Source organism: Janthinobacterium sp. GW823-FHT06H09 (assembly GCF_058794735.1).
The window spans coordinates 94,135-110,808 of the sequence record NZ_JBXAHC010000001.1 but is presented as its reverse complement, the minus strand read 5'-3'; the positions used below and the strand labels follow the sequence as shown (position 1 = coordinate 110,808).

Sequence of the window (16,674 nt, the reverse complement as noted above, 5' to 3'; positions counted from 1 at the left end):
AAGTATAAATTAATACGCTCGATGGCCCACAATTGGTCACACTCGTTCATGAGTGGCATGAACTATTTGGATGGCGGCTTTGTCTTCGAAGATGTGTATCAGATGGCGCGAGAGCGGCGCGGTGCAAAGGTAACCATTAATTGGATTCCTGCAATAAGCGAGGAATTGTTCGGATTTCCTCCAAGAGTTAGAAATTGCGTGCTCGCCTATCGGACCGGATTGGCAGAGTATCTAAGGCGTCATAGCATTGATGTTGCAGCACTTGTTGAATTCCGTACAGAAGTGTATGTGGCGGAAAATTTCCGAATGTATGTTCGCGCATATGTTCTCGATAACAGAAAGAAAGAGCACATCGTGTATGTTTGGAGTTAGGCGATGCAGTTTGCTCTTCGGCATCCGGCTTCAAGGCATCGGGCCGGTCGATGACGTGAACGAGTACAATCGGCCAGGAGCGGGCATTGCGATAGGCCAAGATTACCACCACACCCAAGAAAGGATTTAGATGGCTGCTGACGTAGCTTTCGTCGAAGGACCACTCAAGTTCCAGCTTTTCTTTGCAGAAGTAGACCCGATAGATCTTGGCGTCCAGGTCCGGCTTGAAGTTGAGTATTCAAGTGGAAGCCAAAGTTTCAACTGGACTGCCGAGCACCTGTGGTTTGAGTATGACGCCCTCGGTCAATTCGAAAGTGAACTCCGTGACGGCAGCGACGCGGGACTGCATGACATGAGCGAGTACCCAATACTTCACTTCGAACGGTATTCATCTCAGGAGTATCTAACGATCAATCCTCGTTCGGAAAGGCAGTCACGAGATGGCGACAGCATCGCAATTCGTCTGAAGATCAATGCCGGGTCAATGCTTGCGCTGCATTCAGCGCTCAACAAGTTCGGCAAATGGTGGTGACGCGATTACGTCCGCTTTGGGGCGGGACCTGGCAACGACGGCAACCGGCCAGGAGCGGACATTACCAACACAGAAGGGATTGCGACATGGAGCCGATTCTACTTTTTATAGTCGAGGACGCGTTTCAGATAACTAATCGTGGATGCGTGCTTGCTCCCGGCCCTTCTGGAGAGGCCGGTGCGCAGCCGATTCGAATTGGAGATCGCCTCCAGTTGCGCAAGCCTGATGGGCAAAGCTTCGAAACTGTGATTCAAGGTGTGGAAATGTTGGGTCCCCCCAAGACAGAAGGTCATCACGGCTCCAATCCTTTTACCAAGAGATATTACGAAAAATGATGTTCCGAAAGGAACGGAAGTGTGGCTCATTCCCCGGGGCTGATTGCCGAATAACCTGTCCCAATTAAACGTGCGAATTCGTTGTCGCGTTTATGCCGATTGCTAGTGTCCGCAATGGCGGCGCAACCTGCCAATGACGGAAAACGGCCAGAAGCAACCAGTTGCGTTGACGTAACAATACGTGACTTTCCTCGTTTGGTAATTCGTTATGCTCATGGGCCGCTGCCGGCCAAAAGCGGACATTTGTATTACCTGTAGTATTTCATTTTTCTCTTTGATAGGTGAGGGGCTCAAGTGAATAAACAGACTAGCCTTGCATGGCCGGGTGGGGACTGCAAATCTATCATCGCTACCCTGCGCACTCCAGTTGAGCTAATCGTTGATACTGATGCCACCATCTTTAGAGATAAAGATGACCTCGACTGGTTCGAGGGGGCCTATGTAGAAATTGATGGATTGGGTACAGTTTTGATCATGAAGCACGACAACAACCCCTTGGGACTGACAGCTCTATATGTCGATGTCTCCTGCCATGCCAATTCAGCAGCTACGCTGCTGGTGCAAGTTTTTGGATTATCCCCGAAAGATGTCAAGTGGCAGGCTAAGACATGAAGCCGACATGATTCCATGTGCCGACGAATAATTGTTCAGCTAACGGCCAGTAACGGACATTCGCCGCCCGTGGCGAACTAGGGGAAATAATGAGTGATGTGCGCAGCATAGCAGGTCGGCAATACGAACTGCTATTCGGCAGTGATGTGATTCGGGACGGGGTGTTTCTTGAACTGTCAGAACTTGCCGATGGCGTGAGAGACATAATGGCTGAGGCATTCTTTTACGATGAGCTTGGTTACGTCGTCTTTAACGCGTATCGTTTAGAAATACCATACCCACTAATCATGTGGTTGTACGATGCTGTACTCAAAGAGGGCTGGCCACTCGATGAATATAAGTCTTGAGTGCATTTAAGACGTGCTTGCTTGCGAACTTCGGCACTCGGCCCGAAGCGGCCTCTCGCGGTCGTCTAAACTTTCTTGCAAGTTGTGGAGCACAATGATGATGGAACCCACTAATGTCCCCCCAGACTTCATCCCGATCTTTAACTTCAAAAACCAGCTGTCGAGATCAATCACGTTGGCACTGGAGTTGACTCCACTAGAGATTGTTTTAGCGCCTGGTGATGTTGTCCATGTATTCGTCTACAAAGACGACATCACACTACCAATGACCATGGAACTTAGCGAGGACTACCTGCAAATTCATCCCCACCGTAGTTGGGGCAACTGGTACGCGTACAAAAACGGGGAAGACGTTTCGGGAGAGCCGTATCGAACTCCAGTCAGCACATGGTAGCTGCAGGGTCCGTAAAATCAAGTTCGGATTTGCCGATGTCCGGTTTGGCGCGAAAGCGGACGGTGCCATTGGCGTAAAGCGCCACCGGCAGCTAAATGCTGATCCATAGTTCTGGCAGATGAGAACGCGATGGGGCGTGGCAGGGGCCTGGGAGGCCTGCCAGACTCCTGATATGCGATCTCGTAGCTGCTTGGTCCAACGATGAGATCGGGTCTGGCCTGTCTATCTCCTGCCTACCGAGACTCTTGCCGCGCTCAAGCAAGAGCGGGTCTTCCCTTGCCGTAACGGGTATAGAGGGATGGCATGTACGAACAGCTTGCAGCAGTATCGCCGCTGTAGCAGTGGTTCAACTGATACAGCATGTGCTTGTACGCGCCGCCTTGTGCCTTGTCGCCGCCGCGATGCGCTTCTAGACTGGGGCCTTCTCCACGCTGCGACTGCCTGCCATGACCGAACTCCTGCCCCTGATGAGCTATTGCTTTGTAATGTCCGCCACGCCCGGGCCGAATAACGTCATGCTGGCTACCACCGGCGCCAATTTCGGCTATCGCGGTGCGCTGCCGGTGATCCTCGGCATCCAGGCCGGCATCTTTGTGCAGACCATGCTCATGTGCGTGGGGCTGGGCAGCGTGTTCGTCGCGTACCCGATGGCGCAGCAGCTGCTGCGGATCGCGGGCGCGCTGTACCTGATGTTTTTGGCGTGGAAGCTGGCCGGCGCCTCGGTGGCGGGAAGCAGCGCACCGAAGGCCGTGTCGTTTGCGCAGGCGGCGCTGTTTCAGGCGCTGAACCCGAAGAGCTGGATCAAGGCGATCACCATGGCGTCGGTCTTCATGCCTGCGCACGGCAACATGCTCGCCGGCGCGCTGCTGGTGTCCGTGACCGGCACCGTGGTGGGCACGCCGTGCAACGCTATGTGGGCGCTGTTCGGCGTGTCGATCCGCAGCGTGCTGAAAGCGCCGCGCAACCAGCGCATCTTCAATCTGGCGATGGGCGCCGTCCTGCTGGTCCTCGCCCTGACGTTTTTACGCTAGACTTGCGCCATGTTCGCCATCGACCGCTCCTCATCCATTCCCCTGTTCAAGCAGATCGAGGCCGCACTGCGCCAGCAGATCGTGCAGCGCGTGCTGCCTGGCGGGACCAGGCTGCCGTCGATCCGCCAGCTCGCCACGCAGCTTGCGGTGAGCACCAACACCGTGGTGGTCGCGTATGACCGGCTGGTGGCTGCAGGCGTCATCGATACGCACGGCACGACAGGCTTCTTCGTCTGCGCACCGGCCGACGCCGGCCGCGCCATTCCCGACGAGGTGGCGCTGGAAGCGGGACAGGAGCAGGAGCCGGTCTGGCTGAGCCAGCAAGTGAACGACCAGCGGCCGGGCGTGCTGCTGGCCAGCAGCGGCGCCTTGCCGCCCACCTGGCTGCAGGACGCGCTGCCGGCGGCCGCCGTGCAACGCGGTCTGGCGCGCAGCGCGGCCGGCATGGCCTCGCGCTGCCCGCCGCAAGGGCTGGCCGAACTGCGCGAGCAGATCGCGCTGCTGTTGCGCGGCATCGGCATCGCGGCGGACGCCAGCCACATCCTCACCACGTTCGGCGGCACCCATGCCATCGATCTGATCTGCCGCACGTTCCTGCAGCCCGGCGATACGGTGCTGGTGGAAGACCCCGGATACTTCCTGATGTTCGGCAGGCTGCGCCAGGACGGCGTGCGCCTGGTGCCCATCCGGCGCCGGCCCGATGGCCTCGACCTGGACGAGCTGGAGGCAGCCTGCCGCACGCACCGTCCGCGCCTGCTGTTCATGCAGACGGCCTTGCACAATCCCACCGGGTGGAGCAGCAGCGCCGCCAACCTGCACAAGGTGCTGATCATGGCGCAGCAGTACGGCTTCCTGATCGCCGAAGACGACGTGCACGGCCATTTCCAGCCGGGCCACAGCACGCGGCTGGCTTCGCTGTCCGGACTGGATGGCGTGATCTACTATTCCAGCCTGTGCAAGGCGCTGAGCCCGGCCCTGCGCATGGGCTACCTGGCCGCGGCGCCTTCCCTGCTCAAGCCCTTGATGGGCACCAAGATCCATTCCATCATGACCTTGCCTGCGCTGAACGAATACGTGCTGCTGGAAGTGCTCAAGGCCGGCAATCTGCGCAAGCACCTGGAGCGGCTGCAACGCAAGATCATGGTGGCGCGCAACGCCAGCACGCGTCAGCTGAGCACGGCCGGCGTGCTGTTCGAGCAGCCCGGCGACGCAGGTATTTTCTTGTGGGGCAGCATGCCCGAAGGGCTGGACGTGGACTTGCTGGTGCAGGACGCCTACCGCAACAAGATTCTGCTGATGCGCGGCGCCGCGTTTTCGGCCAACGACACGCCCGATCAGCACATCCGCTTCAACGTCGCCTTCAGCCAGCATCCGCGCGTGAGCGCCTACCTGGAAGAACGCCTGCGCGCGGTGGCTGGCGCGCGCTCAAGCCTGGCCCGCGCCCGCGCCGCCGCCAGCATCGAGGGCAAGTCCTGAGCATAGTCCGCGCCTTTCTTCAGTATTTATTGATATTCTGGAGGAACGCTTTTTTCGTAAGCGTGTCAATTTGGTATGCCGTCCCCCGTCGCAGGGAAGGCGCACCGCTTGCCCATCCCACCTTCACCAAGGAAGCAAGGAACCGCCATGAACAAACAGATCATCCTCAACCTGCCCGTAAAAGACCTGGATAAATCGAGGGCCTTCTTTTCCGCGCTCGGCTTCACCTTCAATTCCCGCTTCAGCGGCGAGAACGCGGCATTCATGAACATCGTCGAAGGCAGCATCGAGGCCATGCTGACGACCGAACCGTTCTTCCAGTCCCTGATCGACAAGCCGCTCGCGGATGCCCGGCAAGCCAATGAAGTCGTCATTTGCCTCAGTTGCGAAAGCCGGGAAGAGGTGGACAGCCTGATCGCCAAGGCCGCCGCCGCGGGCGGCCGCATACCGCATCCGCCCGAAGACCATGGCTTCATGTATGACCAGGGCTTCGAGGATATCGACGGCCACCTGTGGAACCTGGTCTGGACGGCGCCGCAAGCCTGACGCGCAGGGTAAGCAGACAGGCGGGATCAGTTCTTCGTGCGCACCTGGCGAACGTGGTTTTCCAGTTCGCTGAACGAGGGGCGTTCCGTGGCGGAAATGACCTTGCGGCCGAATTCCACGGCCAGCGCCGGCGCGTAGCCATTCAGGCTGGCCAATAACGTCACTTTCACGCACTGGTACATCTTCGCCGTTTCATGGTGCTTGCGGCGCAGCAAGCTCGCCAGCGGCGCGATGAAGCCGTAGGCCAGCAAAATGCCGATGAAGGTGCCCACCAGCGCCTGTGCGATCAGCACACCCAGCTCGGCCGGCGGCAAGCCGACGGAGGCCATCGTGTGCACGACGCCCATCACGGCGGCCACGATGCCGAAGGCCGGCATGGCGTCGGCCAGCTGCGAAATCGTCTGGATCGGCATTTCCGCGTCTTCATGGTGCGTCTCGATCTCGTTATCCATCAGGTTTTCGATCTGGTAGGCGTCCATATTGCCCGACACCATCAGGCGCAGATAATCGGTGATGAATTCCAGGATGTGCTCGTCACCGAGCGTGTATGGGTACTTCACGAAGATGGCGCTGCGGTAGGGGTCGTCGATATCGTCCTCGACCGACATCAAGCCTTCCTTGCGGATCTTGCTGAGGATTTCATACATCAGCCCCATCAGTTCCATGTAGCGCGCCTTCGTGTATTGCGAGCCGTGGAACAGGGTGGGCAGGGCGGCGAACGTGGCGCGGATGGCCTTGGCGTCATTGCCGACAAAGAAGGTGCCCAGCGCGGCGCCGCCGATCATCAGCAGTTCCAGCGGCTGGAACAGGGCGCCCAAGTGTCCCCCCTGCATGGCGAAGCCGCCGAAGACGGAAAACAGCACGACGAGAAATCCGAGTATGACTAGCAAAACCTACTCCTTCATAATATTGCCATATCGCAATATTATAGTTTAACCTGATTCTGCCGCTGTGGCCGCTTCCGGCTGCAATTGCTGGATGAGAAAATTGATAAAAGCGCGCACTTTGGCGGGCAGCTGGTGGCGGCTCGGATAGTAGGCGTACAGGTCGGCCGGCGCCAGCGTATAGTCGGCCAGCACCACGCGCAGGCGGCCGCTGTCGAGGTAGCGCGCCAGGTCCCATTCCGAACGCAGCAGGATGCCGTGCCCGTCCAGCGCCCAGCCCAGCACCACGTCGCCGTCGTTGCTGGCCACCGTGCCGCGCACCTTCACCGTGTGGCTGGCGCGGCCATGGCTCAAACGCCAGATGCCGTAGGCGTCGTCGTTCTGCCGGTGCACGATGCAGCGGTGCTGCGCCAGGTCGTCGGGTGTCCGCGGCGTGCCGTGCGCCTGCAGGTAGGCGGGCGAGGCGCACAGGAAACGCCGGTTCGACATGATCTTGCGCGCCGACAGCCGCGTGTCGGGCAGCTCGCCGAAGCGGATGCCCAGGTCGTACGCCTGCTCGACGAGATTGATGGGGCTGTCCGTCAGCTGCAGCTGCACTTCCAGCTGGGGGTGGCGCAGCGCGAATTGCGACAGCAGGGGCGCGATCACCGTGCGCCCGAAGCCCAGGGTGGCATTCACGCGCAGCAGTCCGCGCGGCTCCGCGCCGCCGCTGGCCAGCGACTCCTCCATGGCGCGGATATCGTCGAGGATCTGCCGCGCCTGCCGCAGATAGCTTTCGCCGTCGCCCGTCAGGCTGATGCGCCGCGTGCTGCGGTTGAGCAAACGCACGCCCAGGCGCTGCTCCATCAGTACCAATCGCTTGCTGACGGCGGGCGGCGTGATGCCCAGCTCGCGCGCCGTGGCCGACAGGCTGCCCAGCTTGGCCAGCAGCACAAAGAAGGCCATTTCCGTGGTGGCATCCGTTTTCATGGTTCATCTTTCACTTCAAGTGAATAATGCTTTAAATTGAGATCGATTATATGGCTTTGTATCGCGGTAAGCTGGCGTCATTGTTTTCATCCACAGGAGAGCCGCATGAAAATCGTCGAGATCCGCGAAAAGACCATCCCCATCTCTTCCCCCATCCGCAACGCCTACATCGATTTCACGAAGATGACCTTGAGCCTGGTGGCCGTCGTCACCGACGTGATGTGCGACGGCAAGCCCGTCGTCGGCTACGGCTTCAATTCGAACGGCCGCTACGGCCAGGGCATGCTGATGCGCGAGCGTTTCATTCCCCGCATCCTCGACGCAGATCCCGCCTCGCTCGTCACGGACGACGGCGCCAACCTCGATCCGCACAAGGTGTGGGATTGCATGTACACCAATGAAAAGCCGGGCGGCCACGGCGAACGCTCGGTGGCCATCGGCACCATCGACATGGCCATCTGGGATGCCGTGGCGAAGATCGAGAACAAACCGCTGTTCCAGCTGCTGGCCGAGCGCCACGGCACGGGCGTGCCCGACAAACAGGTGTTCGTGTACGCGGCGGGCGGCTATTATTACCCGGGCCAGAGCCTGTCCGCCCTGCAGGACGAGATGCGCAGCTATGTCGACCGCGGCTACACGGTGGTCAAGAAAAAGATCGGCGGCGCTTCGCTGGACGAGGACTTGCGCCGCATCGACGCCATCATGGAGGTGCTGCAGGATGGGCAGAAGCTGTGCGTGGATGCGAATGGCCGCTTCAACCTCGACACGTCGATCGCCTACGCCAAGGCGCTGCGCCAGTACGATCTGTTCTGGTATGAAGAGGCGGGCGATCCGCTCGACTTCGAGCTGCAAGCCACCCTGCGCAGCTATTACGACAAGCCCATGGCGACGGGCGAAAACCTGTTTTCCATGCAGGATGCGCGCAACCTGATCCGCTACGGCGGCATGCGCGCCGACCGCGACTGGCTGCAGTTCGACTGCGCCCTCAGCTACGGCCTGGTGGAATACCTGCGCACCCTGGACATGCTGCACCAGCACGGCTGGTCGCGCAGCCGCTGCATCCCGCACGGCGGCCACCAGATGTCCTTGAATATCGCGGCGGGCCTGGGCCTGGGCGGCAATGAATCGTACCCGGATTTATTCCAGCCGTTCGGCGGCTTTCCCGACGGCGTGCGCGTCGAAAATGGCCACATCACCATGCCGGACCTGGTCGGCATCGGCTTCGAGGGCAAGGCGAACCTGTATGCGGAAATGCGGGCGCTGAGTGGCCAATAGGGTTACTCGCTACGCTGCCAGAAGCGCAGCCGGTTGCCGAACGGGTCCGCCACTTCCAGGATGCGGCCCCAGTCCTCGTCACGGATGCCGGGCCGCGCATACGGATAATCCCTGGCCTGCAGTTCCGCTTGCAGGGCGGCGACGTCGTCGACGGGAATCAATAGCGCCGCCCCCGGCGTGGCGTCGCCGTAGTGCTCGCTCAGGTGCAGCACCAGGTCGCCCCGCGTCACTTGCAGGTACAGCGGCGCCGTGGGCTCGAAGCGATGCTCCCAGTCCAGGGTAAAGCCGAGGAAGCCGAGGTAGAACTCGCGCGCCTTTTCTTCCGAGAAGATGCGCAGGATGGGGATGGCAGGGGATAGGTGCATGGCGGCGCTTTCAATCGGTGGCGATGCCGCCATTCTAGCGTCAGGCTGGCGCCTGCCGTTTGATCTGCGCGGCGGGACTGGTTTTCTCCCAGCGGAACAGCCACATGATGATCAGCTTGGTCGTGGCGCTGACGCTGGCGAGCAGCAGCAATGGCCAGCCCGTCGACAGGCCCATGACGCAGGCGAAGAAGATGGTGCTGACATCCATCGCCAGGATGAACTGGCTCATCTTTAACGACACGGCGCCCGTCCTGCCCGAGCGCCAGATCAGGCGGATCTGGTGCGCATAGCCCTGCGCCAGCAGCACGGTGACGGCGACGATCAGGCTTTGCGAGATCACGCGCTTTTCATCGGTGAAGGTGGGACCGAAGGCCAGCCCCGCCACGCCCGCGCACAGCAGCAGCGCGCAGGTCAGCAGCGCATGGCGCGATGCCCGGCTGCGGCGGTCACGCTCGATTTCATGCAGGATGGCCAGCGCGATCAGGGAAGCGAGCAAACGGGGCCAGACGATGTAGTGGTTGAACGGCGTGATCGAATAACCGTAGACGAAGAACGCGCAATACGCGAGGAAGCTGACAGTGAACTGGTTGATCGACAGGATGTCCGTCGTCTTGCCCGCGCCGATACCGGCATCGCGCTTGCGCCGCCAGATTTTTTGCAGCTGCGACCACAGACCGTACAGGCTGACGATGATGAACAGGGAATTGAGGCTGCCGGCGAGGGCGTAGAGGGAAGGGGCTTGCAAAGGTGTCTCCGGAAATCGGCAAGGCCGCACTGCGGTGACAGGATGCCTTGTCTATACATTTTATTTTTGCAATATGCTCTCATGAAATAAATTAGCAGGCAAGCAATGATGTGCGGCCAGTGCCTGTTGTTCGGCTGTACTTGCTCGGACGCACCTCTTCCTGCGCTTGCCCGTATAATCGGGGCATGACTTTCTTATCACACCATGCCCGCTCCGTGCTGGCCAGCATTGGCAAAATGGCCGTTTCCCTGATTATCCTGTTGACCGCACTGTGGGGTGCGCTGGCGCTGTGGTACCAGCTGTCCGGCGGCACGGCGGTGCAAGCCATCGGCGCCTTGCTGTGGGCCGCGCTGGGCGTGGCCAGCATCGCGCTGTGGTGGACGCGCGGCGACGCGCGCGTGCTGTTGCCGTATGCGGCCGGTTTCATCCTGCTGCTCGTGTGGTGGAGCCTGATCGCGCCGAAACAGCAGCGTGTGTGGGCCGACGACGTGGCGCGCAATGTCACGGGCACGCTCAAGGGCAATCTCGTCACGCTGGACAATGTGCGCAATTTCGACTGGCGCAGCGATGACGATTACACGGTCAAGTGGGAGCAGCGCAGCTACGACCTCGACGAACTGCGCACGGTGGATACGGCGCTGTCGTACTGGACGGGGCCGTACATCGCGCACACCCTCATTTCCTTCGGCTTCGCCGACGGCCGCTTTCTGACGTTTTCCATCGAGATCCGCAAGGAGAAGGGCGAGAGCTTTTCCGCCATCGGCGGCTTTTTCAAGCATTTTGAAATGAGCCTGATCGCCGCCGACGAGCGCGACATCCTGCGCGTGCGCACGAATGCGCGCGGCGAGGACATGCATCTGTACCGCGTGATGATGCCGAAAGCGGCCATGCGCTCGCTGTTCCTCGCCTACCTGGACGAGGCGCAGGCGCTGAAGGCCCAGCCGCAGTTCTACAACACCCTGACGGCCAACTGCACCACCATCGTCTTCGAGATGGTGCGCCGCATCGTGCCGGGTCTGCCGCTCGATTACCGGCTGATGGCCTCGGGCTACCTCGACCGCTATCTGTTCGACGTCAAGGGCCTGGTACCTGGCCAGACCTTCCAGCAGCTGCGCGATGGCGGTCACATCACGGCGCGCGCGCGGGCCGCCAACGACGATGCGGACTTTTCGCACGCGATCCGGCGCGGCATGCCGGGCTACGATGACGCGGGCCATCCGACGCTGCAAATGCCCAGGCAGTAAGCGCCTGCTTTATACTGTCGCTATTCCGACCGGCCGCCTTTCGCGGCCGGTCCCACTTTGACGAATAAAGAAGGCCCGCTATGCCATTTTCCTCCCTGGGTCTGATTCCCGCCCTGGTCCGTGCCGTCGACAAGGCCGGCTATGCCGCGCCGACGGCCATCCAGGCGGCCGCCATTCCCGCCATCCTGCGCGGCAGCGACGTGCTGGGCGCGGCCCAGACGGGTTCCGGCAAGACGGCCGCCTACGCGCTGCCGCTGCTGCAGGCGCTGATGGCGCCCGCTTCCGGCCCGCGCCAGGTGCGCGCGCTGATCCTCGTGCCCACGCGCGAGCTGGCCGCGCAAGTGGGGCAGACGGTGCACGCGCTGGCCAAGCCGCTGCCCGTGAAACTGAAGATTTCCGTGCTGTTCGGCGGCGTGTCGATCAATCCGCAGATGATGGACTTGCGCGGCGGCGCCGATATCGTCGTCGCCACGCCGGGCCGCCTGCTGGACCTGGTGCGGCAAAATGCCGTGAAGCTGGGCGGCGTGTCGCTGTGCGTGCTCGACGAAGCCGACCGTTTGCTCGACATGGGTTTTAGCGAGGAAATTAACGCCATCCTGGCGCTGCTGCCCAAACAGCGGCAAAACCTGTTCTTTTCCGCCACCTTCCCCGACAGCGTGCAGGCGCTGGCCGACAGCCTGCTCAAGGAGCCCGTGCGCATCGAGGTGGCGTCCGAAGCGCAGGACAAGCCCGACATCGTGCAGCGTGCCATCACGGTCGACGTGCCGCGCCGCACGCAGCTGCTGCGCTACCTGATCCTGCAGCAGCAGTGGGAGCGCGTGCTGGTGTTCGTCGCCACCAAGTACGCGGCCGAACACGTGGCCGACAAGCTGCAGCGCGCGGGACTGCACGTGGGCGCCTTCCACGGCGAATTCAGCCAGGGCACGCGCAGCCAGCTGCTGGCCGACTTCAAGGCCTGCCGGCTGCAGGTGCTGGTGGCCACCGACGTGGCCGCGCGCGGCATCGACATCGCGGGCCTGCCGGCCGTCGTCAACTATGACTTGCCCCGTTCGGCCGTCGACTACACGCACCGCATCGGCCGCACGGGCCGCGCCGGCGAAAGCGGCACGGCCATCAGTTTCGTCACGGCCGACACGGAAGCGCATTTCCGCCTGATCGAAAACCGCAACGACTTGCGCATCGTGCGCGAAGTGGTGGCCGGTTTCGAGCCGACGGAACTGCCTGCGCCCGTGCATCCCGTCACGGACACGGTGAACGGCGGCGTGAAGGGCGCGCGCAAGAGCAAGAAGGACAAATTGCGCGAAGCGGCTGCCATGGCGGCGAAGGCGGCCGGGGACAATTAAATTGGCCTTATGTGCGCTGGCCGCTTGAACGGCCAGCCATCCCGCTTTAAGATTGTGTTTCTATAAAGCAAGGGGACGGCAATGCACATGATATACACCATACGCGCGGGCGTGCTGGCGGGCGCGCTGGCGCTGGCCGGTTGCGCCGGCCTGGGCGGCAAAACTGACAGCACCGGCATGCAGATGCCGGGCAAGACGCCGGCCGATGCCGCCGTGGCCGCCACCTGGTACAACCCGCCCAGCGAATTTCCCGGCATTTGCCTGACCCAGTTCAAGGATGGCAGCCTGCGTTTCGACGGCGGCTTCGCCTTTTTCAACCCGGGCCGCTGGACGTATGACGCGGCCACGTCCGAACTAAGTCTGGCATTGGCGCCGACCCCATCATTGGAACTGTCGCACGCGCAAACGGTGCTGCACAAGAATCTGCTGAGGGTCGATGCGGCCAGGAACACGCTGGTGTACGCCGTGAAAGCCGACACGCAGGCCATCGGCCTGGGCGGCTTTGTGTTCTACCGCAACACGCCTTGTCCGGCGCGGCGCGGATAAGTGCAGGATAAGTGCAATGAAGGAATATTTAGTCGTATAATTTCAACGCAAGCTGGCTGCCGCGCAAGACTCGCAAGACTGTCTCGCGCGGCAGATTCCCCTCCAGGCAAGCTCCGATATCGCCATGGCGATGAGAGGATGGTCCGATGGATGTGCACGACGAGCATGGCATGCCGGGTATGGCGGCGCTGGCGGCAGACGCCGGGCAGCAGCCTGCGGCGGCGCCGCGCACCTTGCTGCTGGTCGATGACGAGCCCAATATCCTCGCTTCCCTCAAGCGCCTGCTGCGGCGCGATGGCTACCATATCATTACGGCCAACAGCGGCCAGGAAGGGCTGGACGTGCTGGCCAGCCATGCCGTCGACGTGATCGTGTCGGACCAGCGCATGCCGGGCATGCTGGGCGCCGACTTCCTGCGCAAGGCCAAGCTGCTGTGTCCGCAAACCATCCGCATCATGCTGTCCGGTTATACCGAGTTGCAGGCCGTCACGGACGCCGTCAACGAGGGCGCCATCTTCAAGTTTCTCACCAAGCCCTGGGAAGACCATCAGCTGCGCGAGCATATCGCCGAAGCCTTTCGCCTGAAGGGCATCGACGACGACAATGTGCGCCTCAATGCGCAGCTGCGCGACGCCAACCAGGCGCTGGCGGCGGCCAATGCCGCCATGCAGGCGCTGGTGCGCCAGCAGCAGCATCAGATCAGCCGCGACGAGGTCAGCCTCGGCATCGCGCGCGAATTGCTGCAATTTCTGCCGCTGCCCGTGATCGGCCTCGATGAGGACGGCATGATCGCCTTCATCAACGCGGCGGCGGCCAACCTGTTCGAACGGGGTGCGGCCCTGCTGGGCAACGAGGCGGCGATCGTCTTGCCGCAATTGTTCGACGGGCAGGGCGCGCCTTGCCTGGCAGCCATCGATGGCCAGCCATATACCGTGGCGGTCCATCCGATGGGCCTGCATTCGCGCTCGCGCGGCAGCCTGGTCACCCTGAGTCGTCATGGAGCGGATACATGAGTGAAAGCGGACGCGAAATTTCCATGGAGCAGGCGCAGGAAGGCATGGTGCTGGCGCAGGCCTTGAACGACGCCAGCGGCGCCGTGCTGCTGGCCCAGGGCGCCACCCTGACGGCGGCGAACCTGGCGGCTTTGCGCCGGCGCAATGTGGAACGCTGTCACGTCGTCATGGATGAGGCGCCCGACCCCGCCGCGCAGGCGCACGCCGAGCAGGAACGCTTGCGCCGCCTGGAACGGCTGGCCGTGCTGTTCCGCGCCACGCCGCCCGATTCCGCCGGGGCCGAACTGCTGGCGCTGGTGCAGCGCTACCGGCAAGGGGGCGCGGCATGACACGGCTCAGCTTTGAACATATCATCCGCCAGATACAGGAACTGCCTTCGCTGCCGGTGGTCGTGCTGGAACTGCTGTCGAGCATGGATCAGGACGACACGGACGTGCACGTGCTGGCGCAAAAGATCGAGCTGGACCAGGGCCTGGCGGCGAAGACTCTGCGCATCGCCAATTCCTCGTTCTACGGCATGCAATCGAAGGTCACCAGCATTCCGCAAGCCGTATCCGTGCTGGGCTTTCACAGCATCCGCACCGTCGTCACGGCGTGCGCCCTGACGGGCAGCTTCGCGCCGGTGAGCGGCGGCTTCGATTTCCAGGCATTCTGGCGCCATTCGCTGGCCACGGCCATCGCCGCGCGCCTGCTGGCGCCGCACTTGCGCGTCAATCCCGAAACGGCATTCACGGCCGGCCTGCTGCACGACCTGGGCACCCTGGTGCTGGTGACGCGCTTCCCGGCCGAGCACGCGCTCGTGCGCAGCTACCGCCAGGCGCACGACTGCCAGATGGCCGAGGCGGAACTGGCCGTCATCGGCATCGATCACGCGCAGGTGGGCCGCGCTCTGGCCGCCTACTGGAAGTTTCCCGAGGCAATACAGCAGGCGGTGGCCGACCACCATGCCATCGACCGGCTGGAAGCGGGCGGCCTGCCGCTGGCCGTGCACATGGCCAATGCCGTCGCCCTGGCGCTCGACCTGGCCGGCGTCGACGATGCGCTGGTGCCGCCGCTGTCGCCGGCGGGCTGGCGCAGCATCGCGCTGGACGAGCAGGCCTGGCTGGCGCTGCTGGCGCAAACGGAACACACCTTCGATGAAATGTCGCGGATCATGCTGGCATGAACAGGATAGAGGCCATGGAAACAGATGCAGGACAGGCGCTGCCCGCCATGCCGGAACGCCGCCAGGGCGACACCATCGCGCTGTCGGCATTTTTCGACGGCCATCCCGTGGCCACTTTCGCCATCGATACGAACCACGTGGTGACGCACTGGAACAGCGCCTGCGAACAGTTGCTGGGCTTTACGGCCGCCGAAATGGTCGGCACGCGCGACCACTGGAAGGCGTTTTATCCGCAGCCGCGCGCCTGCCTGGCCGACCTGCTGGTGGCCGACGATATCGCGCTCGGCGAAAATGACCTTTACCTTGGCAAGCTGAAGCGTTCTCCCGTGATCCCCGGCGCCTTCGAGGCCGAGGATTTCTTTGCCGATATCGGGCCCGACGGCCACTGGCTGCATTTCACGGCGGCGCCCCTGCGAGACCGCCAGGGACGCCTGGTGGGCGCCATCGAAACCCTGCGCGACGTGAGCGAGCGGCGCCTGGCGGAACTGGCGCTGCGCAAGGCGCACGACAATCTGGAACACCTGGTGGCCAAGCGCACGGCCCAGCTGGCGGAAATGAACGAACGCCTGGCCGACGATATCCGCCAGCGCCAGATCGCCGATCTGGAACTGCGCGAGCGCAACCTGGCCCTGACGGAATTGAACAGCAAGCTGTCGCTGGCCCAGCAAAAGCTGCTGCAGTCGGAAAAACTGGCGTCGATCGGCCAGCTGGCCGCCGGCGTGGCGCACGAGATCAACAATCCCATCGGCTATGTGTTTTCCAATGTCGGCACCCTGGAAGGTTATCTGGATGACCTGTTCAGCATGCTCGACGCCTACGAGGACGCCGAGCCGGCCGTCGCCGACCCCGTGGTGGCGGCGCGCCTGCGCGCGCTGCGCGAACAGATCGACCTCGATTTCCTGCGCACCGACATTCCCATGCTGATGGGCGAGTCGAAGGAAGGCATTTCGCGCGTGCGCCGCATCGTGCAGGACCTGAAGGATTTTTCGCGCACGGATGCGCACCAGGAGTGGGTCTGGGCCGACCTGCGCCAGGGCATCGATACCACGCTCAACATCGTGAACAACGAGGTCAAGTACAAGGCCGACGTGGTGCGCGAATATGGCGACATTCCCGATATCGAATGCCAGCCTTCCGAACTGAACCAGGTGATCATGAACCTCGTCGTCAACGCGGCCCACGCCATGGGCGAGGCGCGCGGACGCATCACCCTGCGCACGGGCAGCGACAACGCCACGGAAGTGTGGATCGAGGTCGAGGACACGGGCGGCGGCATCGCGCCCGAACACCTGTCGCGCATCTTCGACCCGTTCTTTACCACCAAGGCCGTCGGCAAGGGCACAGGACTGGGCCTGTCGCTGGCCTACACGACGGTGCAGAAACACCATGGCCGCATCGACGTGCGCAGCATCATCGGCCGCGGCACCACCTTCCGTATCACCTTGCCCGTGCGCCAGGCGCAGCCCGTCACACCATGAAC

The 16,674-nt window shown here is 62.2% G+C and carries 19 protein-coding genes; 15 read left to right on the top strand and 4 right to left on the bottom strand.

All coding sequences use genetic code 11. The features are described from left to right. Window positions 1-57: 57 nt before the first annotated feature. From AC1Q6X_RS00545 to AC1Q6X_RS00515, 7 genes are all read left to right on the top strand, one after another. Entirely contained in the window at window positions 58-372 is a 315-nt protein-coding gene (locus AC1Q6X_RS00545; RefSeq protein WP_492494465.1) for a hypothetical protein, read from the top strand. 130 nt (window positions 373-502) lie between these two features. Beyond that, entirely contained in the window at window positions 503-904 is a 402-nt protein-coding gene (locus AC1Q6X_RS00540; protein ID WP_492494463.1) for a hypothetical protein, read from the top strand. 629 nt (window positions 905-1,533) lie between these two features. Next, entirely contained in the window at window positions 1,534-1,851 is a 318-nt protein-coding gene (locus AC1Q6X_RS00535; RefSeq protein ID WP_492494461.1) for a hypothetical protein, read from the top strand. An 89-nt stretch (window positions 1,852-1,940) separates the two neighbouring features. Further along, complete coding sequence (locus tag AC1Q6X_RS00530; protein WP_034785554.1) at window positions 1,941-2,198, top strand: hypothetical protein; 258 nt, start codon at window positions 1,941-1,943, stop codon at window positions 2,196-2,198. 840 nt (window positions 2,199-3,038) lie between these two features. Beyond that, window positions 3,039-3,623, top strand: a complete 585-nt coding sequence (locus AC1Q6X_RS00525; RefSeq protein WP_492494458.1) for a LysE family translocator — start codon at window positions 3,039-3,041, stop codon at window positions 3,621-3,623. Between the two features lie 9 nt (window positions 3,624-3,632). Continuing rightward, window positions 3,633-5,099, top strand: a complete 1,467-nt coding sequence (locus AC1Q6X_RS00520) for an aminotransferase-like domain-containing protein (protein ID WP_492494456.1) — start codon at window positions 3,633-3,635, stop codon at window positions 5,097-5,099. 147 nt (window positions 5,100-5,246) lie between these two features. After that, window positions 5,247-5,645, top strand: coding sequence for a VOC family protein (locus tag AC1Q6X_RS00515; RefSeq protein WP_230505248.1), 399 nt, complete (start codon window positions 5,247-5,249; stop codon window positions 5,643-5,645). 26 nt (window positions 5,646-5,671) lie between these two features. Here AC1Q6X_RS00515 and motA read toward each other — a convergent pair whose 3' ends face one another. Together motA and AC1Q6X_RS00505 are read right to left on the bottom strand one after the other, a co-directional pair. Further along, window positions 5,672-6,535, bottom strand: coding sequence for a flagellar motor stator protein MotA (gene motA / locus AC1Q6X_RS00510; RefSeq protein WP_035820336.1), 864 nt, complete (start codon window positions 6,533-6,535; stop codon window positions 5,672-5,674). Between the two features lie 42 nt (window positions 6,536-6,577). Then, a complete protein-coding gene (locus AC1Q6X_RS00505; protein WP_492494454.1) occupies window positions 6,578-7,498 on the bottom strand; it encodes a LysR family transcriptional regulator in 921 nt (306 codons plus the stop codon). A gap of 105 nt (window positions 7,499-7,603) precedes the next feature. Here AC1Q6X_RS00505 and AC1Q6X_RS00500 point away from each other — a divergent pair, with 105 nt between their 5' ends. Then, a complete protein-coding gene (locus tag AC1Q6X_RS00500) occupies window positions 7,604-8,773 on the top strand; it encodes a mandelate racemase/muconate lactonizing enzyme family protein (protein WP_492494452.1) in 1,170 nt (389 codons plus the stop codon). Between the two features lie 2 nt (window positions 8,774-8,775). Here the strand turns inward: AC1Q6X_RS00500 and AC1Q6X_RS00495 are convergent, their stop codons facing one another. After that, window positions 8,776-9,138 (bottom strand): glyoxalase superfamily protein, encoded by a 363-nt coding sequence (locus tag AC1Q6X_RS00495; RefSeq protein ID WP_492494450.1) that lies wholly within the window; start codon window positions 9,136-9,138, stop codon window positions 8,776-8,778. A gap of 40 nt (window positions 9,139-9,178) precedes the next feature. Continuing rightward, window positions 9,179-9,883 (bottom strand): hypothetical protein, encoded by a 705-nt coding sequence (locus tag AC1Q6X_RS00490; RefSeq protein WP_492494448.1) that lies wholly within the window; start codon window positions 9,881-9,883, stop codon window positions 9,179-9,181. A gap of 185 nt (window positions 9,884-10,068) precedes the next feature. Between AC1Q6X_RS00490 and AC1Q6X_RS00485 the strand changes: the two genes are divergently transcribed. The 7 genes from AC1Q6X_RS00485 to AC1Q6X_RS00455 all read left to right on the top strand — a co-directional run bounded on the left by AC1Q6X_RS00485 (window position 10,069) and on the right by AC1Q6X_RS00455 (window position 16,672). Further along, entirely contained in the window at window positions 10,069-11,127 is a 1,059-nt protein-coding gene (locus AC1Q6X_RS00485; protein WP_492494446.1) for an Lnb N-terminal periplasmic domain-containing protein, read from the top strand. Between the two features lie 80 nt (window positions 11,128-11,207). Next, window positions 11,208-12,470 carry a DEAD/DEAH box helicase gene (locus AC1Q6X_RS00480; protein ID WP_492494444.1) on the top strand — a complete coding sequence of 421 codons (1,263 nt, stop codon included), beginning with the start codon at window positions 11,208-11,210 and terminating at the stop codon, window positions 12,468-12,470. An 87-nt stretch (window positions 12,471-12,557) separates the two neighbouring features. Then, on the top strand, window positions 12,558-13,016 hold the full coding sequence (locus AC1Q6X_RS00475; protein WP_070223944.1) for a hypothetical protein: 459 nt from the start codon (window positions 12,558-12,560) through the stop codon (window positions 13,014-13,016). Window positions 13,017-13,162: 146 nt separating this feature from the next. Beyond that, entirely contained in the window at window positions 13,163-14,029 is an 867-nt protein-coding gene (locus AC1Q6X_RS00470) for a response regulator (protein WP_083287572.1), read from the top strand. Beyond that, complete coding sequence (locus AC1Q6X_RS00465) at window positions 14,026-14,358, top strand: hypothetical protein (RefSeq protein ID WP_099411175.1); 333 nt, start codon at window positions 14,026-14,028, stop codon at window positions 14,356-14,358. The genes AC1Q6X_RS00470 and AC1Q6X_RS00465 overlap by 4 nt, the downstream gene beginning before the upstream one ends. Then, window positions 14,355-15,194 (top strand): HDOD domain-containing protein, encoded by an 840-nt coding sequence (locus AC1Q6X_RS00460; RefSeq protein WP_492494442.1) that lies wholly within the window; start codon window positions 14,355-14,357, stop codon window positions 15,192-15,194. Before AC1Q6X_RS00465 ends, AC1Q6X_RS00460 begins: the two co-directional genes overlap by 4 nt. A gap of 14 nt (window positions 15,195-15,208) precedes the next feature. Beyond that, window positions 15,209-16,672: an ATP-binding protein gene (locus AC1Q6X_RS00455; RefSeq protein WP_070223938.1), complete on the top strand. Its 1,464-nt coding sequence runs from the start codon at window positions 15,209-15,211 to the stop codon at window positions 16,670-16,672. Window positions 16,673-16,674: the final 2 nt, after the last annotated feature.

Coding starts and splice junctions, on each gene's coding strand:
- AC1Q6X_RS00545 (WP_492494465.1), top strand. CDS start 58: ATGAACTATTTGGATGGCGGCTTTGTCTTCGAAGATGTGTATCAGATG.
- AC1Q6X_RS00540 (WP_492494463.1), top strand. CDS start 503: ATGGCTGCTGACGTAGCTTTCGTCGAAGGACCACTCAAGTTCCAGCTT.
- AC1Q6X_RS00530 (WP_034785554.1), top strand. CDS start 1,941: ATGAGTGATGTGCGCAGCATAGCAGGTCGGCAATACGAACTGCTATTC.
- AC1Q6X_RS00525 (WP_492494458.1), top strand. CDS start 3,039: ATGACCGAACTCCTGCCCCTGATGAGCTATTGCTTTGTAATGTCCGCC.
- AC1Q6X_RS00520 (WP_492494456.1), top strand. CDS start 3,633: ATGTTCGCCATCGACCGCTCCTCATCCATTCCCCTGTTCAAGCAGATC.
- AC1Q6X_RS00515 (WP_230505248.1), top strand. CDS start 5,247: ATGAACAAACAGATCATCCTCAACCTGCCCGTAAAAGACCTGGATAAA.
- AC1Q6X_RS00505 (WP_492494454.1), bottom strand. CDS start 7,498: ATGAAAACGGATGCCACCACGGAAATGGCCTTCTTTGTGCTGCTGGCC.
- AC1Q6X_RS00500 (WP_492494452.1), top strand. CDS start 7,604: ATGAAAATCGTCGAGATCCGCGAAAAGACCATCCCCATCTCTTCCCCC.
- AC1Q6X_RS00495 (WP_492494450.1), bottom strand. CDS start 9,138: ATGCACCTATCCCCTGCCATCCCCATCCTGCGCATCTTCTCGGAAGAA.
- AC1Q6X_RS00485 (WP_492494446.1), top strand. CDS start 10,069: ATGACTTTCTTATCACACCATGCCCGCTCCGTGCTGGCCAGCATTGGC.
- AC1Q6X_RS00480 (WP_492494444.1), top strand. CDS start 11,208: ATGCCATTTTCCTCCCTGGGTCTGATTCCCGCCCTGGTCCGTGCCGTC.
- AC1Q6X_RS00475 (WP_070223944.1), top strand. CDS start 12,558: ATGATATACACCATACGCGCGGGCGTGCTGGCGGGCGCGCTGGCGCTG.
- AC1Q6X_RS00470 (WP_083287572.1), top strand. CDS start 13,163: ATGGATGTGCACGACGAGCATGGCATGCCGGGTATGGCGGCGCTGGCG.
- AC1Q6X_RS00465 (WP_099411175.1), top strand. CDS start 14,026: ATGAGTGAAAGCGGACGCGAAATTTCCATGGAGCAGGCGCAGGAAGGC.
- AC1Q6X_RS00460 (WP_492494442.1), top strand. CDS start 14,355: ATGACACGGCTCAGCTTTGAACATATCATCCGCCAGATACAGGAACTG.
- AC1Q6X_RS00455 (WP_070223938.1), top strand. CDS start 15,209: ATGGAAACAGATGCAGGACAGGCGCTGCCCGCCATGCCGGAACGCCGC.